Origin of the sequence: Vibrio sp. M250220 (assembly GCF_036533795.1) — a bacterium.
Lineage (GTDB): Bacteria > Pseudomonadota > Gammaproteobacteria > Enterobacterales > Vibrionaceae > Vibrio.
This window is the reverse complement of the sequence record NZ_JATABI010000006.1, coordinates 107,470-132,855: the sequence shown is the minus strand read 5'-3', so window position 1 is coordinate 132,855 and position 25,386 is coordinate 107,470. Positions and strand designations below refer to the sequence as shown.

Sequence of the window (25,386 nt, the reverse complement as noted above, 5' to 3'; positions counted from 1 at the left end):
GGGAAGCTTGATTGTATCTACTCATGTTATTTGTCCTCTTTGACTTCTGGAAAAATCAAAGACGCATTTAGCATGAGTAGTTTTACAGGCAAAGCCGAAACGGATGATAACCACCTACTGAAGTAGGTGGTTTAGGGCTGAAAATAAAAGAGCGGATTGTATCCGCTCTTTTTTATGACCAATCCTCTAGCCGATTCGCTAGCACTCTTCACTCGCACACGAACAATATCGCTGCTCATACCGCTCAAGCAATGGTAAATATTCTCTGGGTAGCAAAGGGTTATCCAATACAATTTTTGTACGTGCATGGAGGTTTGATTGTCCTACAACCCTACCATAGTGTTGCTCAAACAATTGCGTAATTTGATTTTCTTTCTTCAGCAATTGTTGCACAAGTAGATTAGCGAGGTCTTCCCTATTGTGGTTGAGATAAAAGACCAAAGGAAATGGGTAGTAGACCGCTAACGTTGGTTCGATAGCAAGCTTCGCACTTAGATGCTGTTGCTGTTGCTGTTGCTGTTGCTGTTGCTGTTGCTGTTGCTGTTGCAGGATATCATGGGCTTCGTTTGCGCCGAGGGTAATAAAATCTACGCTGCCATCTGCCACCCAATTGAGCATGTCATCTAGACTACCTTGCTCAATAACAGTGAAGCCGTTGGCACGGAATACCTCCGCATCCACCCAAGTCGCAGGCACCCCAACCTTTTTCTGTCTGAGTTGCGATAATGACAGTGATTGAAACTCCTTCACTCTGTGATCGGCAACGATACACAAACGCCAACCAAGCAACCCATTGCAAAGAGGATGTTTTAATTCTATCAGCGGCTTACCCGAGAACTTTTTATTTCCAGCGACCGTAACCAATAGATCCGTTCCTTTATCCAATACCTCTCTTTCATCTACTGCCAATGGATAATCGGTTATATCATTTTCAATACCATCAGCCAGTTGCGAGCCTTCAACCAAGCATTGTAACAGCTGATACTCATAGCTTTGCCGAGCGGCCGATTTGTTTCCGTTCCAGAATTTGATCATGAGTTACCTTAAAGATTTCTGTTGGTTTATGGCGTCGACTTTACTCTTCGCACCCACCAAAGAAAGCGGTTTCTTTTGTTTTGCTGGTTTTTGTGATTTCGTGCAAATTTAACAAGGAAAAAACAGTGAGCCATGTCTAAAATTTAAGCCATTTTGACTTAAAACCTCTCTAACCACCCTGCTTTCCTAGCACATAGAAAACACCTTATTACGCGATAAAATCAAACATAAGTACATATAAAACAACAAATTATATTAAAACCTCATTCAGTATCAATGAATCGAAATGTGAGTCTGGTTCTGTGATCTAAGGTCTGTTTTTAAGACAAAAGTTTGAACTCTGCTATCGATAAGACTAAAACACACTAAAGAAAGCGCTTTCTTTGATAAGTGCTTCCGGGGATGAATCAAAACTTAATAATTAAATAAGGACAATGTGATGCATAAGAAAACTCTGCTCGCGACCATTGCTGCTAGTATGCTGCTTTCTACAGCCGCTCAAGCAGAAGACATCAAGCAAGGTGGTACCCTAACGGTGCCAATTATCAACACAGGCTTTGTTGAGAACTTCAACCCTTACACAACGAAAGACCTATACCACGGCATCATGTTTGAACCACTAATGGTCTTTAATAACATGACGGGTAAAACAGACTTCCGTCTTGCAGAATCTTATGCCTATTCAGACGACCTAAAAACCATCACGTTAAAACTCAAGCCTGGCTTGAAATGGTCGGATGGTACTCCACTGACTGCGGAAGATGTTGTGTACAGTTTTATGCTGACAAAAGAAGCACCAGCATTTGACCAAAAAGGCATTTGGTCAGGCAAAAATCTACAAACTATTACGTCGACAGACGAAACCACCATCGTCTTCCAGTTAGAGAAAGCGGACTCTACCTTTGCTTGGAATCTAGAGCGCTACCACATTGTACCTAAGCATGTTTGGTCAAAAGTGAATGACCTCACCACTTTCACTAACCCTAACCCAGTGGGTAGCGGTCCAATGACAGTGGTGAAATACCTTAAACCTCAACAGATGGAGCTATGCCGCAACCCAAATTACTACCTTGAAGGTAGACCTTACTTAGATTGTGTTAACTTCCGTTCATACAACGATAACTCACAGATCCAGCCGGCACTGATCAAAGGCGAAATCGACTGGGGTTCAAACTTTATTGCCGATGTTGAGTCGACTTTCGTTGCTCAAGACAAGGCAAACAACCATTTCTGGTACCCAGCAAACGATGCTATTCACCTATATGTGAACACCAAACAGAAGCCTTTCGATGACCTTCGTGTGCGACAAGCTCTGTCTATGGCTCTCGATCGTGAAGCTATCGTTGATATCGCAGCCTATGGTTACCCGACGGCAAACTACAATCCAGGCGGTATCGCGGAGCTATACAAAACTCACATCGATCAAAGCGTAAACCAAAAATACGGTTACCTGACTCAATACGACGCAGAGAAAGCGAAATCACTACTTGATGAAGCGGGTTTAGTGGACAAAAACGGCGACGGTTACCGTGATAATGCCGATGGTTCAAATATTTCTTTCGATATCGAAGTCGTTAACGGCTGGACAGACTGGATTCAAGTTGTCCAGATGGTCACTGAGTACTTCGAGGAAGTAGGCATTAAAGCGAATGTCAAAACAGTTGACTGGGCGGTTTACGATAAGAACCTTAAAGAAAGCAACTATACCATGTCGATCAACTGGTCGATGGTCGCAACGAACCCAATTCTGGCTTACCAAGAGTACTTCTCAACATCTCGCATTGGTAAGACTTGGCATGCGGGGCACGGCGTCAACTCGCCAGAAATCGACAACCTTATCGATAGCTTTGGCAAGATCGGCAATGCGCAAAAGCAAGAAGCCGTCATCTCTGAGCTGCAAGAGTTTACAGCGCAAAACATGCCATTCATTCCACTGTTCTCGAACCCAACTTGGTTCCAGTACAGTACCAAGAAAGTCGTTGGCTGGCCGAATGAAAAGGACCCATACGTACAGCCAGTATGGTACGACGGCGGTAAGCGCGTGATTATTCTAAACAACCTACACCTTAAATAATCTTTCTCTCTAGCAACTATACGGAGCCCAACTCGCTTTGGGCTCCTTGATTAAAAAGGTTCGTTATGTCGTTTTTAGTTCGCCGATTTGGCTTTTATTTTACCGCATTTCTTATTGCGATATCTTTCAACTTTATGTTGCCTCGGCTGATGCCTGGAGACCCTGTAGACGCACTGTTTGCTGCGGCTCAAGGTCGAATGGACCCTGCTCAGATGGACGCTGTTCGTGAAATGTATGGCTTCGTTGATGGCAATATCTTTGAACAGTACATCGCCTACATAAAGAGTGTATTTACCCTCGATCTTGGCCCTTCTGTGCTGATGTTCCCTGTTAGTGTGTCTGAAGTGATCGCCAACGCCCTACCTTGGACTATGTTTCTGGCGCTGGGCTCACTGATTGTTGCTCTGATTATAGGTGTCAGCATCGGTACCTATGCTTCTTACCGCCGCGAAGGCTTCTTTGGTCAGGTAGTACCGCCAGTACTGGCGTTTATCAGTAACTTTCCATACATAGTAACCGCGCTGCTGCTGTTCTATTTCTTTGGCTTAAAGCTAGAGATGCTGCCGCTCGCCTACACCTACGACCCGTCACTGGATCCAGCGTTTAGCTGGGAGTTTATCTCCAGCGTAGCTAAGCACGCGGTACTGCCTGTTGGTTCCATGGTGATTGTTGGTATCTCGACTTGGGTGTTTAACATGCGTAACGCGATGATTAACGTGTTGGGCGAAGATTACGTCACCATGGCAGAAGCGAAAGGACTGAGTAGCTATCGTGTGATGTCTCGCTACGCAGGACGTAATGCAATCCTGCCAGTCGCAACCGCGATTGCTATGGCGATAGGTTTCTCATTTGCAGGCTCGATCATGACCGAAGTGGTGTTTAACTACCAAGGACTAGGCAACATCCTACTTAAAGGCATTGTGGCTCGTGACTACCCACTGATCCAAGCCATTCTTCTTATCTTAGTCTCTGCTGTTTTGACAGCTAACTTCATTGCCGACCTACTTTACGTTTGGCTCGATCCACGTATTTCGAATTAAGGTGCATCATGGACAAACTCATTAACACAACCTCGTCTTCTGCCCATGCTTTGACCCAACGTGAATCAAAGTTCTCTTGGCAACGAGTCAAAAAATTTCTTAGCAAACTATATGCGTTCTTTTACGGTAACCCACCAGCGATTATCGGAGGCCTATTACTTACTATCGTACTGGCCGGTGCGTTGTTTGCCCCTGTACTTGCCACTCATAACCCAGAAAAACGGGTTGCAAGGCCTCACGTTGCACCGAATGCAGAACATGTGCTAGGCACGACTCGTAGCGGCCGTGATGTATATAGTCAAGTGCTTTACGGAGCGCGTAAGTCACTTACCGTTGCCATTTCAGCAGGTGTCATTGCCATGAGCCTTGCGGTCATCATCGGTGTCTCTTCAGGTTACTTTGGCGGCAAAATTGATGATCGTCTTAACTTCCTGACTAACGTTTTTCTGGTCTTTCCGCAGTTGCCACTGCTAATCGTGCTCGCCGCCTTTTTGGGACAGGTTGGGTCGCTGGTGATCACCATACTACTCGGGATTACCTCCTGGCCCTGGGGGGCGCGGGTAATACGCTCGCAAACCATGGCGATACGCAACAAGGAGTTCATCATCTCTGCTGAAGTGATGGGCGAGTCAAAGATACGCATCATCCTAGTTGAGATCTTACCTAACCTTGTATCGATTGTGTTCGGTGGCTTCCTAGGTACGGTTATCTACGCTATGGGTTCAGAAGCTGGACTCGGTATTCTTGGTTTAGGTGATGCAACTGAAGTCAGTTGGGGCTCCATGCTCTACTGGGCTCAAACTTCTTCGGCACTTTACACTGGTGCATGGTGGGAGATGCTGGTACCGGCTATGGCTCTCGCGATCACTGGTGGTGCTCTGGCACTCATTAACATGTCTATTGACCAAGTTAGTAACCCGAAACTACGTACTGGCCCACACATGAAGTTGTGGCACAAACTGAAAAAAGAAGCAGATAAACGCCGAGGCCTAAGATGAGTAAGTTACTAGAAATCAATAACTTATGCGTAGACTATGTTTCTCCTAATGGCGTAGCACGCGCGGTCAATAACGTTAGCCTCTCCATCGCACCAGGCGAGACATTGGGCATTGCGGGTGAATCAGGTTGTGGTAAAAGCACACTGGCATTTGCCATCTCTCGCCTACATAAAGCGCCTGCGCTAATTTCTGAAGGTGAGATCATCTACAACGGTCAGGACGTTTTGAAAATGAATGACCGCCAGTTGCGTAATTTCCGCTGGAACGATGTTTCAGTGGTCTTTCAAAGTGCAATGAACTCACTGAACCCGGTCATTACCATTGGTGAGCAGTTGACTGACGTGATCCTCGCTCATCGACAAATCCCATATAAGCAAGCTTACGAACGTGCGGTTGAGTTGCTTAATATCGTTGGCATCCACGCAGATCGCATGGCGAGCTTTCCCCACCAGTTAAGTGGTGGTATGCGCCAACGTGTCGTCATCGCCGTCGCCTTAGCACTTGAACCAAAGCTAATCATTATGGATGAACCTACGACGGCGCTCGATGTGGTCGTTGAACGAGAAATCCTTAATGAACTGTATGAGCTTAAAAGCAAGTTTGGATTCTCGATCCTGTTCATCAGCCATGACTTGAGCTTGATGGGTGAGATTGCCGATCGTATTGGTGTGATGTATGCGGGCAATCTCATCGAACTTGGTGAGGCTCAGAAAGTATTCGGTGATCCTCAACACCCGTATACCAAAGGGCTGATCTCTTCGTTCCCAACCATTCACGGACCAAAAGAACGTTTATACGGAATACCTGGAAACCCAGTGAATTTATTGCAGATCCCGCAAGGCTGTAATTTTCAGGAACGCTGCAACGTCTGTTTTGCTCAGTGCAAACAAGCAGAGCCAACACTCACACACGTTGAGAATGGCAATTTAGTCTCATGCCACCTTGTATAACAGGAGAGAAAGATGGACAACACAAAAAATCCTGAGGTCATTCTCTCAGTTAAAAATCTCGTCAAGGACTTCCCTCTTGGTCAGTCAGCGAAGAGCAATCTTATGCGTGCCGTCAACGATGTGTCATTTGAATTACGCAAAGGTGAAGCACTGGCTATTGTTGGCGAATCTGGTTCAGGTAAAAGTACCGGAGCTCGAATACTGACTCGCATCTATGACAAGACCGATGGACGGGTTGAGTTTAAGGGACAAGAACTCGGTGAATACATCAAACAGCACGGTGAATTGGAATATGCGCGTCAGGTTCAGATGATTTTTCAGGATCCGTTTGGCTCATTAAACCCTGTTCACACCATTTATCACCACATCGCTCGACCACTAATGATCCATAACCGAGCAGATAAAGAAGCCATTCCACAATTAGTGTATGAGCTACTGGAACTGGTTGGTCTGTCACCAGTGAAAGAGACCGCCGAGAAATTCCCACATGAATTAAGTGGTGGTCAACGTCAACGTGTCGCTATCGCTCGTGCGATTGCAGTGGACCCTGATGTAATTCTGGCTGATGAACCTATTTCAATGCTGGACGTGTCGGTTCGCCTCGGGATCCTCAACCTGATGTTAGATCTCAAAGATAAACATGGCATCTCTTTTATGTACATCACCCACGATATCGCCACAGCTCGCTACTTTGCTGAGAAGACTGCCGTTATGTACGTCGGTCACATGGTGGAATGGGGTAACAGTGACAGCGTGACGCAAAATCCACAGCATCCCTACTCTCAGTTGCTCCTTTCTGCGGTGCCTGAAGTAGGCAACGCAGGCAAACGTGAGTTGACCGCGAAAAAAGGTGAAATTCCGCTCTGGAGACCAAGCAGTGTCGGTTGTCCATTTGCCAGTCGCTGTCTTAAAGCCAGCGCGATATGCACTCAGTCTGTTCCCGAGCCGACCCAGGTGGGAGAAGACCATTATGCGCGCTGCCATCACTTGTAATTAGTAAATAAATTCAGATACATATTTCGCTCTGGGCTGACAGAGATAATCACTCTGTCAACTTAGCTAGGGCTTACTTTGCCCAAAATCTGGCGAAATGTGATAGCAAGGAACAATATTATGACTTTTGAGTACCAATCACAGTTACCTGTTGCAGGACAGTTCGTCGATTTAGAAGGCGAACGATTCTACAAAATTAGCAACGTAGATCAGATGAAACCCTTTTTCATCAGCGTTGTATCCGCCAGCGACCATTGGCTGTTTATCTCATCAACAGGCAGCTTGTCGGCAGGCCGTATTCGCCCAGAAAACGCCCTATTTCCTTATCGTTCTGTCGATCATATTCATGAAAATGCCGACAATACCGGATCGAAAACCATAGTCCGAGTTCAAAAAGACGACGGCGTGGTACTTTGGGAACCGTTCAACCTACATCACAATGGTCTTTATCATACTGAACGAAATCTCTATAAGAATACGGTTGGGGACAAGCTTGTCTTTGAAGAAATCAACCATACTCTCCAACTTAAATTTAGCTACAGTTGGAAAACGAGCGAACGCTATGGTTTTGTTCGCCACTGTCAATTCACAAACTTGAGCGCACAAGAATGTCACCTTGAAGTGGTAGATGGTATCCAGAACCTACTACCATCTGGCGCACCACTAGCGGCTCTACAAACGCGCAGTGCGCTTGTCGACGCGTATAAGTGGAACGAACAGGTTGACTCTTCGTCGCTGGCACTTTACACCATGTATGCCAAGCTCTCTGACCGCGCAGAGCCTTCGGAGTCCCTACTTGCAACAGCGGTTTTTGCGGTTGAACAAGGGGAACACCAACTGCTGTTAAGCAGTGAGCAACTCGGTGCCTTCCGCCGAGGTCTGCCAATGAACAGCGAACCACTCACCAAGGGGGTTCGCGGTAGCTATTTGATTCACAAAACAGTATCGCTTGCTGGCGGAGAATCCCAAGGCTGGCTCATTGTTGCTGACATCGACAAAAGCCATAAAGAGATTTGTGAACTGACGCAACTGCTTAGCAAACCCGCTGAACTTCGCCTCAACGTAGAGCAAACCATCGCCGACAACCAAAACGACTTGATCAAGCTGATGTCAGGGGCAGATGCATGGCAGCTAACCAATCAAGAGAACACCAGCGTTCATCACTACGCTAACGTGCTCTTTAATAACATGCGTGGTGGTGTGATTGAAAACAACTACCATCTAGATAAATCTGACGTGATAAAAACCCTGCGTAACGCCAATAAAAATGTCGCGGATAAACACCGCGCATTCTTTGCGGATCTGCCAGACACTTTTACCCACGCAGAGCTAATCAAAGCAGCGATCCATAGCCAAGACCCACAGCTAGTGCGCCTTAGCTACGAATACTTACCCCTAACTTTTGGTCGCCGTCATGGTGACCCAAGCCGTCCGTGGAACCACTACGAAATCAAACTCAAAGATGAAAACGGTGAGCGTTTGCTCTCTTACCAAGGCAACTGGCGTGACATCTTCCAGAACTGGGAAGCCATTGCACTAAGCTACCCTGGTTTTATCCAATCTTTCATCGCAAAGTTTGTCAATGCATCAACCATAGACGGTTACAACCCTTACCGTATTACCAAAGATGGAATCGACTGGGAACTGCTAGAACCTGATGATCCTTGGAGTAATATTGGTTACTGGGGTGATCACCAGATCATCTACTTACTCAAGTTCTTAGAATTGGCTAAGCAGTATCAAGGTAAAGAGTTAACTCAACAACTCACCAACGACATCTACAGCTACGCAAACGTACCTTACAAACTTTGCTCAGTTGAACAGCTATTTGCCAACCCTAAAGACACCGTTGCGTTTGACCAGCAATTGCAACAGGAAATCGAGCAACGTGTCGAGGAATTAGGCAGCGATGGTCGCCTCTTGGTAGAAGGCGGAAATCAGGTTTACATGGTCAACCTAACAGAAAAAATTCTCGTTCCACTGCTTTCAAAACTGAGTAACTTGGTCCTAGATGGCGGCATTTGGCTGAATACCCAACGTCCAGAATGGAATGACGCCAATAACGCAATCGTCGGTAACGGTTTGTCCATGGTCACGCTCTATTACATGCGTCGCTATGTCTCGTTTGCCCTAGAGTTATTGAATAATGCTCCAGACACGATTTCTATCTCGAAAGAGGTCTTTGACTGGATGCTGTCTATCCACAAGGTACTACAAGATGCGAACAAAGAAATTCGCCAAGAGACGGTCACTCGCCAAACTCGCAAGGCAATTCTGACTCAGTTGGAAAAGGCATTCGAACTTTACCGCAATCGCGTCTACCGCATGAAAGGCTTCTCAGGGAAAACTCAAGTTGAACTGTCTGCCATTCAGCAAATGCTGGTGACCAGCTTGGATGTGCTTGATTCCAGCATCAACAATAACTTGCGTCAGGACGGTTTGTACAACGCTTACAATATCGTTACCTACTCAGGTGAGAGCCTCAATATCGAACAACTCTACCCGATGTTAGAAGGTCAGGTAGCAGCACTGAGCTCGGGCGTACTGACACCTCGCCAAGCGGTCACTCTACTCGACAACCTATTTGCGAGTGAAATGTTCCGTGAAGATCAACAGAGCTTTATGCTCTACCCTGACCGTGAGCTACCAAGTTTTGTCGATAAGAACCAGATAGCGAGTGAACTCATTGCCCAATCTCCGCTTCTTTCTGCCATGTTAGAAGCAGGAGATAACCGAATCATCAATCAAGATGCAATGGGATGTGTTCATTTTAATCCTGCTTTCGAAAACGCAGATTACCTTTCATCGGCGTTATCAACGCTAGACCGTGATGAGTACAAACAGTTAACTGACGAAGCTATCGAATCGATTCATGCCTTATACGAACAAGTGTTCAACCACAAAGCGTTTACCGGACGCTCAGGAACCATGTTCGGTTATGAAGGTCTTGGTTGTATCTACTGGCATATGGTTTCCAAGTTGCTTCTAGCGGTACAGGAAAACTATCTAGCGGCACGTGACTTAGACCCAACCAGCACGGAGACAACTAAGCTGGCTGACTACTACTACAAAGTTCGCGCTGGGATCGGGTTCAACAAGACACCCGATAATTACGGGGCTTTTCCTACCGACCCGTATTCACACACGCCAAAACAAGCGGGTGCCCAACAGCCGGGTATGACAGGACAGGTAAAAGAAGAGGTAATTACCCGATTCACTGAACTGGGAATCGAAGTGAAAGATGGACAAATCGGCATCAATCCATCACTGCTATCTGAACAGGAATTCTTATCCCAAGATAGTCAATTTAACTGTCTAAGTGTGTTAGGTGAACGCTGTAGCTATAAAGTTGAAGCCAATCAGTTGGCATTTACCTACTGCCAAGTACCATTTATCTATCAGTTGTCTGAGAGTACCAGCATCACATGCTGCTTCACCGATGGCAGCAGCGAGCAGATTGATGGACTAGTACTGAGTTCAACACTCAGTGAACATCTGTTCGCAAGAGATAACAAAATCAAGAAAATAAAGGTACTGCTACCTAAACATCAATTACTCGCTCGCTAACTTTAGCCGGTTAGTTTTGCGGGCTGCTAAGTTTATCGGGGGAAAACTTGGCAGCCCGCCTTTTTTATTTCGAGTTGAAGTCATCTACCTTTATCGGTATTGCTGATCGGACGCCTCATCTGCCCTGATAACTTATTGAACCACTAACTCTACCCATTGAGAGCGCCATGATTGAGCTTGCATTGGTTCTGGCCAAAACTCTTTTTGATGACGAATCAGACCATTTTCAACCGTATGAAACGTGATAGCACGTGCTTTCTGGACACCATCGGTCACAGACACATCGGTGACTACGGTATCACCATCGCAGACTATCGAATGAATATCGAATAGCCAACGACCATGAGCAGGATAAGATGAGTTAATGGCGATAAAATTGTCTCTCCCGACAATTTGTTCACCTGATTGAGGCCACAAGCATATAAAGTCATCACTTAGCCATTGGCCAACTTGCGAAAAATCGTTGCTTTTCATCGCATCCCAAAAGGCTTCAACTACCTGTTTTGATTCCATGTTATCTTTTATCTTTAAGTTTGTCGGCTGGATGATTCACGCCGTCATTAGTGACTACATCACCTAAGTCGAAAGGGTTCACCCCTTCCAGACAACCAATGTTAAACCCATATTCATTGGGGTTGGAACGACGTTGATGGTGGGTGTAAATACCACAGTTGGAACAAAAATAGTGTTTCGCTGTTTTGGTATTGAACTGATAGAGCTTAAGAACATCTTCTCCTTCCACAATGCGAATACCACTTAGGTCAACTGAGCCAACAATTGCTCCCTTGCGACGGCATATCGAACAGTCACAACGGCGTGGATTTTCTATACCATTAGGCAAGGTCAGCTCAAGCACTACACTGCCACAGTGACAGCTAGCTTTGTGCTTAAGCTTGATTTCTGTATTGCCCACTTTGTTCACTAAACCCTTGCTGTGGGTCGACGTCGATACAAGCAGTTTTGTTCTTCTCGATTTCTACACGTTGCAAGCGCATCTCTAGCTCCTTCTTGATATCAACGTAAACAAGTTTGAAAATAAGTCACACTCTTCTCGCTGAGGCTATATACCTGAGCAGGCTTTCCGCCTTTGCCTCTGTTTGTTGAAGCCATTTTGTTGGCACTAACGATTACGCCAGTATCGATAAGACGTCGTTTCACCGTCATCCGATTCACTTCAACACCGAACTTTTCGTATGCCGCGATAATGTCTGACACTAAGAACTCCTTATCAAGAGCAAATAAGGCAACAGAGGTGTATTCGATCGCGGCACGTAATTTATGCCAAGCCAAGGAGATCAGTTGAGCGTGGTCAAACGCTAACGCCACTTGGTTATCGAGCACTTCATTGAGCCCAAACCATCTTAGCTGTTCACGACACAACCCGCTGTTCTCGATCTGTTCAACATTTGCGTTATTAAGTAACGCGTAATGTGCAATGGTCACACTCCACCCTTCAGGGTCACGCTTCGGGTTACCTTCAACCATTGGTTGGCTGATGTAGTTAGGATAGGTATGAATCTTCTGTCGACAAATACGGCGACGTGCTGCGTCAAAATCTTCATCTGCAGGCTGTCCACCTTGATTGGTCAGATCTTGCTCAAACACAAAACCACCTGGAATTGACCACATACCATGTTGAGGCCGGTCAGCGTTGTTGCGCTTAATCAGCAATACTTCTAACCCGCTCTCTCCTAATCTGAGGCAGATCATGTCGATAGTGACAATCATGGTGAATTTCCTACATCCTTAATTCAACCAACACCTTACCACTGGAATGCAGCAGGTCAACAGGAAAGTAACTTTTTGTGATTAACTACATTAATTTAATTCTCATGCCCTTAAAAGGCTTTTGGCTATAAGCAATAATTCATTTAGGGAAATAGCTGTTAGACTAAAGTAGTTAATAACACAATTTGACAAACCTAATGGACTACTTTAAAGTTTGGTGGAACAATTAGCCTGATTAACCGATAGGATGGTTGAATGACCACCAAGCTTTTCAATGACCGTATCATTCAAAGTGCTCTCGATCTCGACGTTTATAAGATCAATATGATGCACGCTGCTCATAAGTACTACCCAACCACGACGGTACGCTATGAGCTCATTGTTCGTTCAGATGAAGACCTTTCCTATCTTGCGCCGCAAGTAGAAAGTGAGATCGCGAAACTCGCGCACTGTTATTTTTCTCAACAAGAACTCAGCTACTTAGCGAGTCAGGCTCCCTATTTAGAATCCGGTTTTATCGAGTATTTGCGCAACTTTCGTTTTAAACCTGCTCAACAGGTGTCTGTGACCACCTCAACAGCAAGCGGGAAGCCCCAGCTAAAAGTATCCGTTAGTGGTCTCTGGCATGAGACCATCTTGTATGAAACGCTAGCGATGAGTATTATCTCTGAACTCCGCAACCGAAGCCGCTGGAGCCATATCCCTTATGAACAGTTCCACAATGTTCTGGCGGAAAAAGTCGCTAGACTTAAAATCGAGCTCGACCAGCGCAAGATCGATAATTTCACGTTTTCCGAAATGGGTAGCCGACGCCGTTTCAGTGCACAGGTACAGCACGATGTGGTTGATTACCTACGCCAACATGTCCCAGATTTAATGTCAGGCACCAGTAACTACCATTTGGCAAAACAGTTTTCGCTAACTCCTATCGGTACGGTTGCCCATGAATGGTTTATGGCTCATCAGCAGCTTGCAAAACCTGGGCAGTCACAAAGAGTTGCCCTCGACCTCTGGCAACAAGCCTTTAATGGTAGTTTAGGGATTGCCCTGACCGACACCATTGGCATCAACGCATTCCTGCAAGATTTTACTTTGCAACGCGCCAATGCCTACGCTGGCGTGCGTCATGACTCTGGTAACCCTTTTGATTGGGGTGACAAAATGATTGCTCACTACCAGTCACTGGGAATCGACCCGAAATCTAAGCTGCTCATTTTCACCGATGGTCTCGATTTTGAGCGTGCGTTTGAGATATGCCAGTACTTCGCTGGACGAGCAAATGTCAGTTTTGGCATAGGAACGTTTCTGGCTAACGATATGGGCGATTGGGAGGATCAAGACGGTCGCTATCAACCCCTCTCTATGGTAGTGAAGATGGCTCAATGCAATGGTGCTCCTGTGGCAAAAATCAGTGATGAACCTGAAAAAGCCATGTGTGAAGATCCTGTCTTTCTTGCCGAGTTAAAGCAGAATTTTGGGCTTGAGTCTACATTCGATAAAGCAAGCTGATCGCGAAGCATTAAAAAAATGCCACTGGCTTACGCTAGTGGCATTTTTTATTGCTTCACTATAAGGAGATTAATCGCGTAGTGTTGCGCCAAATTTCTCTGAGACGTGAGCAACGATTGTATCGACTGCGCCGGCAATGTCCGCATCTTCAAGAGTGCGTTCTACAGATTGTAGTGTAAGCGCAATAGCTAGGCTCTTCTTGCCTTCTTCTACGCCTTTACCAATGTAAACGTCAAACAGACGAGCATCTTTCAGAAATTCACCACCCTGCTCTAGACATGCTGCAACGATGTCACCAGAAGCGGTCGCTTCGTCAACAACAACAGCAATGTCGCGGCGGTTTGATGGGAACTTAGAAAGCTGAACCGCTTCTGGGATCACTTTAGTGCTAATTGCATTCCATTCTACTTCGAACACGATAGTGCGGCCGTTTAGACCAAACTTACGCTCTAGCTCTGGGTGAACAGTACCGATAACACCAATTTGCTTGCCGTCAACGAGGATCGCAGCAGACTGACCTGGGTGAAGCGCTGGATTCGCAGCTTTATCTTCTGCTGAAAGCGCAGCAAAAGAGTAAATGCTTTGGTTAGCGGTTAGCTCAAGTACAGCTTCTAGATCGCCTTTTAGGTCGAAGAAATCAACAGTGTTGGTCGCGATATCCCAGTGCTCTTCGCTGCGAGTACCCGCAATAACACCAGCCAGCATAGGCTCCTGACGCATACCATTTTCAGCAGATTCACATGGAATGAAACGCAGACCGTATTCAAACAAGCGAACACGTGGCTGTTGACGTTTCTGGTTATGAACAACCGTGTTCAGAAGGCCTTGAATCAGACCTAGACGCATCGCTGACATATCCGCTGAAATAGGGAAAGGCAGGATTAATGGTTCAATACCCGGAACGATAAGTTTCTGCTGCTCTGGCTCAACGAAGCTATAGGTAATCGCTTCTTGGTAACCACGATCAACCAGTAGATTACGAACGCGTTTTAGCGGAATGTCTGCTTCAACGTGGTCGTGCATCTTAAGTGCCGCCACTGGATTTTGGTTAGGGATGTTGTCGTAACCGTAGATACGACCCACTTCTTCAACCAGATCTTGCTCAATGGCAATGTCAAAACGCCATGTTGGTGCTGTTGCTGTCCAACCTGCATCTGTTGTTTCAACCGTTAGGCCAAGACGCTCTAGAATTTCAACAACATCGCTGTCTGCAATGTGGTGGCCTAGTAGGTTGTCTAGTTTGGTACGACGTAGTGATACTGTGTTTGCTTTTGGTAGGTCCGCTTGCGACTCAACAGCAACCACTGGAGCTACTTCACCGCCACAGATCTCAACTAGAAGTTCTGTTGCACGCTCCATTGCGCTCGTTTGTAGTGCGAAATCGACACCACGCTCAAAACGCATTGAAGAATCTGTGTGCAGACCGTAGCTACGCGCGCGACCACGAATGTGATCTGGTGCGAAGAAAGCACACTCTAGTAGCACGTCTTTGGTTTCAGACGTAACACCAGATTGTTCACCACCAAAGATGCCCGCAATCGCTAGCGCTTTGTTGTGGTCAGCAACAACAAGAGTATCGGCGTTAAGTTCAGCTTCAGTGCCATCTAGAAGCGTAAGCTTCTCGCCCTGCTCTGCCAAACGAACCACGATACCGCCGTCGATCTTGGCAAGATCGAATGCGTGCATCGGTTGACCTTGCTCTAGAAGAACAAAGTTAGTGATGTCAACAACTGGGTCGATAGAGCGAATACCACAACGGCGCAGTTTCTCTTGCATCCAAAGTGGTGTTTCTGCTTGCACATTGACGTTTTTAATCACACGACCTAGGTAACGAGGACACGCCGCTGGCGCTTTCACTTCGATAGAAACTTGATCGTCGATAGCGGGAGCTACAGGGTTTACTGCTGGCTCAGTGACATCAGCACGGTTAAGAACGCCCACTTCACGAGCCATACCACGAATGCTGAAACAGTCCGCTCGGTTTGCCGTTAGGTCAACGTCTACTGTCACGTCATCTAGTGCTAGGAATTCACGAAAATCAGTACCGATTACCGCGTCTTCCGCCAGTTCCATAATGCCATCTGATTCTACGTCAATGCCTAGCTCAGAGAATGAGCACAGCATGCCATGTGATGGTTGACCACGTAGTTTGGCTTTCTTGATTTTGAAATCGCCTGGTAGCACAGCACCAACCGTTGCAACTGCAACCTTGATGCCTTGACGACAGTTAGACGCGCCACAAACGATGTCCAACAGTTCTTCTGCACCAACATCGACTTTAGTAACGCGTAGCTTATCTGCGTCTGGGTGCTGACCGCACTCAACCACTTGACCAACTTTAACGCCAGTGAAAGAACCCGCTACCGGCAGAACGTCGTCTACTTCTAGACCCGCCATAGTGATTTGGTGCGTTAGTTCGTCAGTGGATACCGCAGGGTTTACCCACTCACGAAGCCATGATTCGCTGAATTTCATAGTGATGTATCCCCTGGATTACTTGAACTGTTTTAGGAAACGAAGATCGTTCTCGAAGAACGCACGTAGGTCGTTTACGCCGTAACGAAGCATAGTTAGACGCTCAACACCCATACCAAATGCAAAACCAGAGTATTTCTCAGGGTCAATTCCTACGCTGCGCAGTACGTTCGGATGAACCATGCCACAACCTAGAACTTCTAGCCATTTGCCGTTTTTACCTTTTACATCCACTTCTGCTGAAGGCTCAGTGAATGGGAAGTAAGATGGACGGAAACGAACTTCAACTTCCTCTTCAAAGAAGTTACATAGGAAGTCATGCAGGATGCCTTTTAGCTGAGCGAAGTTAACGTTCTCGTCTACTAGCATGCCTTCCACTTGGTGGAACATTGGCGTGTGCGTTTGGTCGTAGTCGTTACGGTAAACACGGCCCGGTGCGATGAAACGGAATGGTGGTTTGCCATTTTCCATCGTACGGATCTGAACGCCTGACGTATGGGTACGCAGCATTAGATCTGGATTGAAGAAGAAGGTGTCGTGATCAGTACGAGCTGGGTGATCTTCTGCGATGTTTAGCGCATCAAAGTTGTGGAATGCATCTTCAATCTCAGGACCAGACTCAGTGTTAAAGCCTAACTCACCAAAGAACTGCTCGATACGCTCTACAGTACGAGTAACAGGGTGCAAACCACCGTTCTCAATGCGACGACCTGGTAGCGTTACGTCAATCGTTTCAGCAGCTAGCTTCGCTTCAAGTTCTGCACTTTGAAGTGCATCTTTACGCGCAGCAATCGCTTGCTGAACAACGCCTTTCGCTTTGTTGATCTCTTGACCAGCTTCACGGCGTTCTTCTGGTGGTAGTTTACCTAGGCTTTGAAGTTGAACAGTCAGTTCACCTTTTTTACCTAGATACTGAACACGCACTTCATCAAGTGCGACTAACGAATCTGCAGCTTCAATTGCCGCGTTCGCGTTAGCAATGATCTCTTCTAGATGTTGCATCGTTTCCTCATCTACCTACACCTATATGCAAGTCATAGGCATAAGTGGTAGTGTCCATTTTAGGTAGAGCAATTATATACTCATACCCGACAGGGATTTTGGGTCTATAAATAGCTATACATAGTAACGAATGACTGATGCAAATCCAAACTGAAATCTGCTTATTTACTGCCTTTGGGCAAAAATTCACCTCAACGCTTGATAAAAGTGTTTTTCATACCCAGTTATTTGGCATGAGAAGTATAGAAAGGAGTCACAATGACAGTAATCATCAAGCCAATCCAACCAACTGATGACAGTGAGATTCGCACAATTATTAAAGCGGTTGGCGCTGAATTTGGCGCCATTGGTGAAGGATTTGGCCCATCAGACCCTGAAGTGGATGCGATGAGCCAAAGCTACACACTGGATAAACAGAGTCTGTATCTCGTTGCGACCATTGATGGCAAGATCGTCGGAGGCTGTGGATTAGCCCCCTTTAATCACTCACAGCAAACCTGTGAGTTGAAAAAGCTGTTCTTGTTACCAGAAAGTCGCGGTCTAGGCCTTGGTAAACAGCTAACTGAACTCTGTTTAGAGTTCGCGACGCAGCAAGGCTTCAGTGAGTGCTATTTAGATACACTCACTTCGATGAAATCCGCTATTTCACTGTATGAAAAACTGGGCTTTACACATCTTGAGCAACCGCTAGATGGTACAGAACATAGTTCATGTGATGTCTGGATGCTAAAGAAGTTATAGCTCCATCGATATATCTGCCGCACTCGACACGCGATTGCGGCCTTCGGCTTTCGAGCGATACACCGCGTTGTCGGCTTCTTTGATCAAATCATTGAAGTCGCTCATTGCAGAAGTGCGTTCCCCTACACCAACGCTAATACTTCCTCTCCAAACACTTTGCCCCACTGGTACTAGCATTTGATTCACTTTGTTTCGAGTCAGTTCAGCAATGTGCATACCACCCGCTAGATCCGTGTTAGGACAAATCACAAAGAATTCGTCTCCACCTAAGCGACAAACAAGATCGTCACTTCTAAACGAGTCAGCCAGCGTTTGAGCAAGCTCAACTAACAATCGGTCGCCCCCGTCATGGCCTGCGGTATCGTTCACTTGTTTAAAGTAATCGACATCGATCATGATACAAACCAGTGGTTCTTTGTTGTGTATCGATTCATGCCAGTAAGTTTTGAGTTTGCGAATAGCACAACGGCGGTTTGGCAACTTAGTCAAAGAATCCGTCAGTGACAATTCTTCAAGCTGCTTGTTAACCCTCGACAACTGCTGGGTGCGCTCTAACACCTTGTCTTCTAGGCACTGGTTTAGCTCTAGTAGCTCTTTATTTCGCTCTGACACCTGCTCAAACAGTCCATTCAAAGCTTTTAGCAACGGCTCAGTGGAGGAGTCTTGCTTTTTCTCTTCTGTTTCCCAAGCTAGCTTAGGATCAACCCCCGATTCAATCTGCTTCACCTGACGAGACATATTCTGATCGATGCCAAGTATGTGGTAAGCCAACCAATGGATAAGAAAGTTGAGTAGATGCTCAGAAGCCTTTTTATTTCCTTCATTGATAAACGCTTGCATACTCAAAATATCAGCCATAAACGCTCTGTGTATCTTGATATGCTCTTCAACATGCTTTTGATATACACCAGCGGTGCGCATCAAGTTTTCTTCTTCCTTAAAGTGGAACTCGGAGTATCGCGACAGCTCAAACAACGCTATGCGTATATCTTGCATAGAGATGTTGTTCTGTGCGATCAGAGCACCATAGCGGTTAATGATTTCGACCAAGTATTGATGCTGTTCATCGACATCATCCAACCCTGTTTCATAACAGCTATCCCATTCAAATGATTTCATTCAACCTAGCCTTACAAATCATTCATTGCCCTTACCAATAAGGGCAATAACATAATTACCTTAACTGATTAGGGGCGATAATACATGCTTTTAACTCAAGGCTAAGGGGTCCGCATCAAAAAAAGGGAACTTGATCAGCCTCTTACATTAATGGAATTAATATCACACTTAAAAAGGGTGATATAGGCACACTTTAGAAGTAATACTCTAGCGAAAATCCTCAATGCCGAGATTAATATCAACGTGATAGGCAACGTTGATAGCATACTCGCCATGTTTGTTTCACCAATATGCGCAAACATTAGTGAAGGGCTCGAAGCGACAACCTGATACTGAGGCGCGTTAGCTGCAAACCAGTGGCAAGGTGTAGTAGAGCTCGTCGTCACCATGCATGTTCTTATTTAGACGTTTATAAACGTCGGACAAGGTTGCAACATGATCAGTCTCTGGCTGATCTCGTAACCAACGTGAAAAGTCACCTATTGATTGCAGTGATAATTGATTCTCACTGCTAAGATAAGGTGACAGTCGTTTTAAAAGGAACCTATGACGATGAGCGCTTTCAATGTTTGGACAGCCACCCTATTATCTCTCACCGCATCGCTTTCAACCCATGCTTGGCAAGCAGACATCATAGTATCTGGTCTTAATGTGCCATGGGGAATGAGCGCGTTTAATGATGACCAACTCATGGTGACGCAACAAAACGGCGAAATAGGTGTAGTGACTCTCTCTACAGGCAATTACAGTACCATTGCAAAGCTCGTCCAGTCACAAGCGTATGGACAAGGCGGATTGCTCGATGTTGCACACTCGCCGTTTAACAAGCATCACTTCTATTTCACTTATTCAAAGGTGGTGGGCTCTGCCATCGAAACCACGCTTGCTCGTGCCAGCTACAAAGATGGCACACTCTCTGACTGGACAGATTTGGTCGTGACACAATCCGGTTCTGATACCGGACGACACTTTGGTAGTCGAATTACCTTCGATACCCACTTCGTCTATTTCTCTGTCGGAGATCGCGGTGAACGAGATAATGGACAAAACCTGGCGACCCATGCAGGAAGTATTCTTAGAGTATTACCCGACGGTACGACTCCACCAGACAATCCATTTACTAATGTCAAGGGCGCTCGAGGTGAGATATGGAGCTATGGTCATCGCAATCCTCAAGGGCTCTACTATGATCGTCAGAGTACAACCTTGTGGTCTATTGAACACGGTCCTCGTGGTGGTGATGAGATAAACCAGATCGTTAAGGGGGCCAATTATGGGTGGCCTGTAACTTCTCATGGTAAGGAATATTGGGGGCCTATCGCAGTCGGAGAGGCGACAGAAAAAGAAGGGATAGTCTCGCCAACTAAAGTGTATATACCATCGATAGCACCCAGTTCATTGCTGCTATACCGTGGCAGTCAATATCCTCAGTTATCAGGAAAATTATTAGCGGGAGCCTTGAAGTTGACCCACATTAACGTGGTCAAGATAGACAACAACCAAGCGATGGAAGAAGAGCGAATCTTGACAGAATTAGGTGAAAGGATACGTGATCTCGAAGTGCTTCCCAATGGAGAGATCGTATTCAGTACCGACAGTGGCAAAATCTATCGCTTGGTAGACGAGCAGAATTAGCTTAATGACGTTTATCTATCTGCCCAAGAGGTTTGGTTACGCCCGCTCTGTTTACTTCGATATAACGCTTTATCGGCGAGATTAAATAACGCTGTCTGCAGTGCTTGGTGAGACATGTAGCGTTGTTCAAAGTCTTGCTCACTCGCGAGAGCACCAACATTTGATTGATAGAAAGCTTAGAGCACAGCCTTCTGGGAGCATTAGTCACTATCACACTACCTAAAAGTGATTGCCTTGAGCTGTGAAGAGGATGATCCTTACATCATTAGCCCACAAAAAATTACCAGCTATAGTCTTATCAGTTGAACTTGCATACGTTCTCTACTGATAAAGTTGTAATTTTATGCGATCCGTCGAAAAATTCACATACCCAATGATGATTATTTACTCATTAGTTGACGTAATCAATCAGGTGCAAGTAGCAGTGTATAGAAACCAAAAAGCCCCAGCATTTCTGCTAGGGCCTTAAATTTGGAGCGACACACGAGGTTCGAACTCGTGACCTCAACCTTGGCAAGGTTGCGCTCTACCAACTGAGCTAGTGTCGCGTAATGCGTTAGATGGTGCCCCGGGCCGGACTTGAACCGGCACAGCGCGAACGCCGAGGGATTTTAAATCCCTTGTGTCTACCAATTCCACCACCAGGGCACACAAATCTAAATTTGTGATGGAGACACCATCTATGATATCGATGTAAAACCGCTACCAAAATAATCTGGAGCGACACACGAGGTTCGAACTCGTGACCTCAACCTTGGCAAGGTTGCGCTCTACCAACTGAGCTAGTGTCGCAAATGGAGGCGCGTCCCGGAGTCGAACCGAGGTCCACGGATTTGCAATCCGCTGCATAGCCACTCTGCCAACGCGCCTCTGTCACACCAAGTGGAAGAGTTAAACGCTCAATTCCTCTTGGGTACGGGATGCATTCTACGGATTCGAACTAATGAGTCAACACTATTTTTGAAATTTTAAATCGTTTGTCTATTTAACCGCCAAAACAAGCTAATTTGGTTAGTTTGCTAGCAAATTTTTTAGCAAATCCACGGAGTTAATTGTGTTAATGCGAAAAGGCAGAGACAAAAAAGCAGGCCATCGCCTGCTTTCTAATCAGTGGTGTTCTTCGTTGAGCAAATCATCTTTGGCAGCCATCAGATATTGGGCCATCGACCAGTATGTCAGTACAGTGGCAACATACAGTGCAGCAAAGCCAACCCAAACCATCCAATCGTCGTAACGCCAGATCAGTACCCATAAGGCGAACATTTGGCTGACGGTCTTAACCTTACCTACCCAAGATACCGCCACACTCGCTCGTTTACCAATTTCCGCCATCCATTCGCGCAGTGCGGAGATGATAATTTCACGAGCTATCATAGTGACTGCGGGAATCGTTACCCAGATCGTGTGGTAGTGCTCTGTTATCAAAATGAGTGCGGTAGCAACCAATACTTTATCAGCGACTGGATCAATAAAAGCCCCAAAACGAGAGGTTTGACCTAGTTTTCGCGCCAACATACCGTCGAGCCAATCAGTAAACCCTGCGACCCAGAATACCATTGCTGCTGCAAAAGGAGACCAGCTATAAGGTAGATAAAAAACAACGACAAATACTGGAATCAAGAAAAGTCGCAACAAAGACAAGATGTTAGGGATATTTAAACGCATATTTTTAAAAGGCTCTTTTTGTTTGCGTATGGCTCTATTTGATATTTCAAACAGCGCCTTATGGTGCGGGATTTTTGCTATTGTTTCAATGCTTGATAAATGTTTTCTGCTAAAGAAATACTAATCCCTGGCACTTTGGCGATTTCTTCTACACTCGCTCGTTTCAATTCTTGCAAACCACCCATGTATTTTAACAGAGCTTGGCGACGCTTTGGTCCTACGCCTTCAATGCCCTCTAAAGCACTCGTTCTACGGGTTTTTCCTCGTTTTGCCCTATGGCCAGCAATCGCATGACTATGGCTCTCATCACGGATGTGCTGCATTAAATGCAGTGCTGGTGCGTCACTAGGCAAATTAAATTCATCACCTTCGACGGTGATCAAAGTTTCGAGACCAGGTTTACGCGTGACACCCTTAGCAATACCAATCAAATGCGGGCGTTTTGGCCAATCTCCCCAGTAGCGAGAGATGATCTCATGAGCCCTGTTCAACTGACCTTTACCACCGTCGATAAAAACAATATCAGGGATTTTTTCTATATCGAGCTGCTTTGAGTAACGGCGTTCAAGTGCCTGCCCCGTTGCTGCGTAATCATCACCACCCGTGATGCCCGTGATATTATAACGACGATACTCTTGCTTAACGGGGCCTTCCTGATTAAAAACCACACAAGAGGCAATGGTGCTCTCTCCCATGGTGTGCGAGATATCAAAACATTCCATTCGCGTAATGCTTTCCATATCAAGCAACTCTCTCAACGCTTTGAAACGTTGAGATATCGTCATCTTGTGATTGATCTTAGTCGTAATCGCAGTCAAAGCATTGGTGTTGGCCAGTTTAAGATAACGCCCTCGAGTGCTGGTCGGATTGACATGGAAGTGGACTCGGCGTCCCGCTAAGCTCGTTAAAGCCTCTTCCAACGGCTGTGATTCGTCAATTAAGCCCGAGTTGAGGATGATACGAGTCGGAATAGTTCGCGCCTCATTGTGGCTCAGGTAATACTGGCTCAGGAAGCTATAAAACACTTCTTGCTGAGTGGTATCGTTGGGTATTTTCGGAAAGTGGCTGCGACTTCCCAGAACTTTACCCTGACGAATCATAAGAATATGAATGCACGCAATGCCATTTTCTTGAGCAAAACCAAGTACGTCCATATCGTCCATCGAATCTTCCGAGACAAACTGTTGCTCTTGGACACGGCGAATAGCCTGAATTTGATCGCGGAATTTGGCGGCCTGTTCGAAGCGTAGTTCTTGACTCGCCACCTCCATCTTTTCGACAAGAGAGGCAAGCACTTGCTGATCTTTGCCCTGCAAAAACAGTCTTACGTAACCAACCAGTTCAGCGTAATCCTGTTCAGAAATAACACTACTCACACACGGCGCAGCACAACGACCGATTTGGTACATTAAACAAGGTCGAGTTCGATTACTGTAGACAGTATCTTCACACTGTCGCACCGGAAATATCTTTTGAATTAGATGCAAGGTCTCACGTACAGCGCCTGAATCTGGGTAAGGTCCAAAGTATTCGCCTTTACGCTTTTTCGCCCCTCGATGCATCGACAAACGTGGGTGTTTGTGTCCACTAATAAAGATATAGGGATAGGATTTATCGTCACGCAACAGTACGTTGTATTTAGGTAGGTACTGCTTGATGTAGTTGTGCTCTAAGATCAAGGCTTCTGTTTCGGTATGCGTCACCGTTACATCAATCTTGGCGATGTTACTGACTAAAGCACGGGTTTTTTCACTATCAACTTTGCTACGGAAGTAGCTGGAGAGGCGTTTTTTGAGATCCTTCGCCTTTCCTACATAGATAACAACAGACTCGGCGTTATACATACGATAAACGCCGGGCTGGTTTGTTACTGTTTTAAGAAAGGCGGCTGAATCGAATTGGCTCATACCAATACCATTAGCTGAAGATTAAAATCACTGATGGTATTGGCACCTTATAGTGTCTCGGTATCTATCATTCCGTGTCGAATTGCTAAGTGAGTCAACTCAACATCACCGCTAATATCAAGCTTGTTAAACAAGCGATAACGGTAACTGTTTACTGTCTTAGGACTAAGATTCAACTGCTCAGATATGTCAGTGACTTTTTGCCCTTTAGTAATCATCATCATGATTTGCAGTTCACGCTCAGACAAATCAGCAAATGGGTTTTCCGATGCCGGAGAAAATTGGCTAAGAGCCATTTGTTGAGCGATCTCTGGTGATATATAGCGTTGTCCACTATTAACCATACGAATTGCGTTGACCATTTCATCAGGGCCAGCGCCTTTAGTCAGGTAGCCTGCGGCTCCTGCTTGCATCACTTTAGTTGGAAACGGATTTTCCGTATGAACAGTTAAAACGATGATTTTCACATCAGGATTAAATCGCAGGATCTTTTTGGTAGCCTCAAGACCACCGATACCAGGCATATTCATATCCATCAAAATGACGTCAGCATGGTTGCTTCGACACCATTTTACTGCTTCTTCACCGCTGTCAGCTTCCCCTGCTACGTTCATCCCACGGACGTCTTCAATAATACGTCGTATCCCTGTGCGAACCAGCTCGTGATCATCTACAAGGAAAACATTTATCAAACTTGTATCTCCACACTTTTTACTTGGCTCTGCACCCACATAGAGTGGATTACAGCATTGCTGCCTAGTCTAACTTAAAATTAAAATTTTGCTTACTCTGAATATGTGCTTAAACGCAAACTTTAGCAAGTAGTAATTTTCAGATCTGGTACTTAAATTGTTATTAATCTATTAATCAATCGCTTAGGTCAGTTTATTGGTTATTTTTCTACCAATTTCGCCTTAGATATTAGGTCTATTTCTTACCTTTGTATTT

At 45.7% G+C, this 25,386-nt stretch carries 19 protein-coding genes, 4 tRNA genes and 1 pseudogene; 9 read left to right on the top strand and 15 right to left on the bottom strand.

The window, feature by feature from the left end; genetic code table 11:
* Positions 1-198 precede the first annotated feature (198 nt).
* Entirely contained in the window at positions 199-1,035 is an 837-nt protein-coding gene (locus tag QTN94_RS04460; RefSeq protein WP_331427014.1) for a hypothetical protein, read from the bottom strand.
* Positions 1,036-1,474: 439 nt separating this feature from the next.
* On the opposite strand from QTN94_RS04460, the gene QTN94_RS04455 reads away from it, so the two are divergent.
* The 6 genes from QTN94_RS04455 (at position 1,475) to QTN94_RS04430 (ending at position 10,657) form a co-directional block, all read left to right on the top strand.
* On the top strand, positions 1,475-3,109 hold the full coding sequence (locus QTN94_RS04455) for an ABC transporter substrate-binding protein (protein WP_331427013.1): 1,635 nt from the start codon (positions 1,475-1,477) through the stop codon (positions 3,107-3,109).
* A 65-nt stretch (positions 3,110-3,174) separates the two neighbouring features.
* Entirely contained in the window at positions 3,175-4,149 is a 975-nt protein-coding gene (locus QTN94_RS04450) for an ABC transporter permease (RefSeq protein WP_006877543.1), read from the top strand.
* A gap of 8 nt (positions 4,150-4,157) precedes the next feature.
* Positions 4,158-5,147 carry an ABC transporter permease gene (locus QTN94_RS04445; protein ID WP_138970379.1) on the top strand — a complete coding sequence of 330 codons (990 nt, stop codon included), beginning with the start codon at positions 4,158-4,160 and terminating at the stop codon, positions 5,145-5,147.
* On the top strand, positions 5,144-6,097 hold the full coding sequence (locus QTN94_RS04440; RefSeq protein WP_331427012.1) for an ABC transporter ATP-binding protein: 954 nt from the start codon (positions 5,144-5,146) through the stop codon (positions 6,095-6,097). The genes QTN94_RS04445 and QTN94_RS04440 overlap by 4 nt, the downstream gene beginning before the upstream one ends.
* 12 nt (positions 6,098-6,109) lie before the next feature.
* Complete coding sequence (locus tag QTN94_RS04435) at positions 6,110-7,090, top strand: ABC transporter ATP-binding protein (protein WP_331427011.1); 981 nt, start codon at positions 6,110-6,112, stop codon at positions 7,088-7,090.
* 120 nt (positions 7,091-7,210) lie between these two features.
* A complete protein-coding gene (locus QTN94_RS04430; RefSeq protein ID WP_331427010.1) occupies positions 7,211-10,657 on the top strand; it encodes a hypothetical protein in 3,447 nt (1,148 codons plus the stop codon).
* A gap of 132 nt (positions 10,658-10,789) precedes the next feature.
* Here the strand turns inward: QTN94_RS04430 and QTN94_RS04425 are convergent, their stop codons facing one another.
* The 3 genes from QTN94_RS04425 to QTN94_RS04415 form a co-directional block, all read right to left on the bottom strand.
* Positions 10,790-11,170, bottom strand: coding sequence for a nuclear transport factor 2 family protein (locus QTN94_RS04425; protein ID WP_331427009.1), 381 nt, complete (start codon positions 11,168-11,170; stop codon positions 10,790-10,792).
* Between the two features lies 1 nt (position 11,171).
* Positions 11,172-11,579: a GFA family protein gene (locus QTN94_RS04420; protein WP_331427008.1), complete on the bottom strand. Its 408-nt coding sequence runs from the start codon at positions 11,577-11,579 to the stop codon at positions 11,172-11,174.
* 92 nt (positions 11,580-11,671) lie between these two features.
* Positions 11,672-12,385 (bottom strand): NUDIX domain-containing protein, encoded by a 714-nt coding sequence (locus tag QTN94_RS04415; protein WP_331418422.1) that lies wholly within the window; start codon positions 12,383-12,385, stop codon positions 11,672-11,674.
* Positions 12,386-12,640: 255 nt separating this feature from the next.
* On the opposite strand from QTN94_RS04415, the gene pncB reads away from it, so the two are divergent.
* Positions 12,641-13,894 carry a nicotinate phosphoribosyltransferase gene (gene pncB / locus QTN94_RS04410; RefSeq protein ID WP_331427007.1) on the top strand — a complete coding sequence of 418 codons (1,254 nt, stop codon included), beginning with the start codon at positions 12,641-12,643 and terminating at the stop codon, positions 13,892-13,894.
* Between the two features lie 69 nt (positions 13,895-13,963).
* Here pncB and pheT read toward each other — a convergent pair whose 3' ends face one another.
* The gene (gene pheT / locus QTN94_RS04405; RefSeq protein WP_331427006.1) at positions 13,964-16,369 is read right to left on the bottom strand and encodes a phenylalanine--tRNA ligase subunit beta; all 2,406 of its coding nucleotides are present in this window, start codon (positions 16,367-16,369) and stop codon (positions 13,964-13,966) included.
* 18 nt (positions 16,370-16,387) lie between these two features.
* Complete coding sequence (gene pheS, locus QTN94_RS04400) at positions 16,388-17,371, bottom strand: phenylalanine--tRNA ligase subunit alpha (RefSeq protein WP_138970371.1); 984 nt, start codon at positions 17,369-17,371, stop codon at positions 16,388-16,390.
* Between the two features lie 258 nt (positions 17,372-17,629).
* On the opposite strand from pheS, the gene QTN94_RS04395 reads away from it, so the two are divergent.
* Complete coding sequence (locus QTN94_RS04395; RefSeq protein WP_331418501.1) at positions 17,630-18,112, top strand: GNAT family N-acetyltransferase; 483 nt, start codon at positions 17,630-17,632, stop codon at positions 18,110-18,112.
* On the opposite strand, the gene QTN94_RS04390 is transcribed toward QTN94_RS04395, so the two are convergent.
* Together QTN94_RS04390 and QTN94_RS04385 are read right to left on the bottom strand one after the other, a co-directional pair.
* Positions 18,107-19,231 (bottom strand): GGDEF domain-containing protein, encoded by a 1,125-nt coding sequence (locus tag QTN94_RS04390; protein WP_331427005.1) that lies wholly within the window; start codon positions 19,229-19,231, stop codon positions 18,107-18,109. The genes QTN94_RS04395 and QTN94_RS04390 overlap by 6 nt on opposite strands.
* Before the next feature lie 209 nt (positions 19,232-19,440).
* Positions 19,441-19,723: pseudogene (locus tag QTN94_RS04385) on the bottom strand (RND family transporter); the annotation flags it as partial.
* Between the two features lie 60 nt (positions 19,724-19,783).
* On the opposite strand from QTN94_RS04385, the gene QTN94_RS04380 reads away from it, so the two are divergent.
* Positions 19,784-20,866 (top strand): PQQ-dependent sugar dehydrogenase, encoded by a 1,083-nt coding sequence (locus QTN94_RS04380; RefSeq protein WP_331427004.1) that lies wholly within the window; start codon positions 19,784-19,786, stop codon positions 20,864-20,866.
* Positions 20,867-21,338: 472 nt separating this feature from the next.
* Here the strand turns inward: QTN94_RS04380 and QTN94_RS04375 are convergent.
* From QTN94_RS04375 to uvrY, 7 genes are all read right to left on the bottom strand, one after another.
* A tRNA-Gly gene (locus QTN94_RS04375) sits at positions 21,339-21,414 on the bottom strand.
* A gap of 13 nt (positions 21,415-21,427) precedes the next feature.
* A tRNA-Leu gene (locus QTN94_RS04370) sits at positions 21,428-21,514 on the bottom strand.
* 68 nt (positions 21,515-21,582) lie between these two features.
* Positions 21,583-21,658: transfer RNA gene (locus QTN94_RS04365), tRNA-Gly, on the bottom strand.
* Between the two features lie 3 nt (positions 21,659-21,661).
* Positions 21,662-21,735: transfer RNA gene (locus QTN94_RS04360), tRNA-Cys, on the bottom strand.
* A 238-nt stretch (positions 21,736-21,973) separates the two neighbouring features.
* Positions 21,974-22,531 (bottom strand): CDP-diacylglycerol--glycerol-3-phosphate 3-phosphatidyltransferase, encoded by a 558-nt coding sequence (gene pgsA / locus QTN94_RS04355; RefSeq protein WP_138970367.1) that lies wholly within the window; start codon positions 22,529-22,531, stop codon positions 21,974-21,976.
* Between the two features lie 77 nt (positions 22,532-22,608).
* A complete protein-coding gene (gene uvrC, locus QTN94_RS04350; protein WP_331427002.1) occupies positions 22,609-24,438 on the bottom strand; it encodes an excinuclease ABC subunit UvrC in 1,830 nt (609 codons plus the stop codon).
* A 47-nt stretch (positions 24,439-24,485) separates the two neighbouring features.
* On the bottom strand, positions 24,486-25,130 hold the full coding sequence (gene uvrY / locus QTN94_RS04345; protein WP_138970365.1) for a UvrY/SirA/GacA family response regulator transcription factor: 645 nt from the start codon (positions 25,128-25,130) through the stop codon (positions 24,486-24,488).
* Positions 25,131-25,386: the final 256 nt, after the last annotated feature.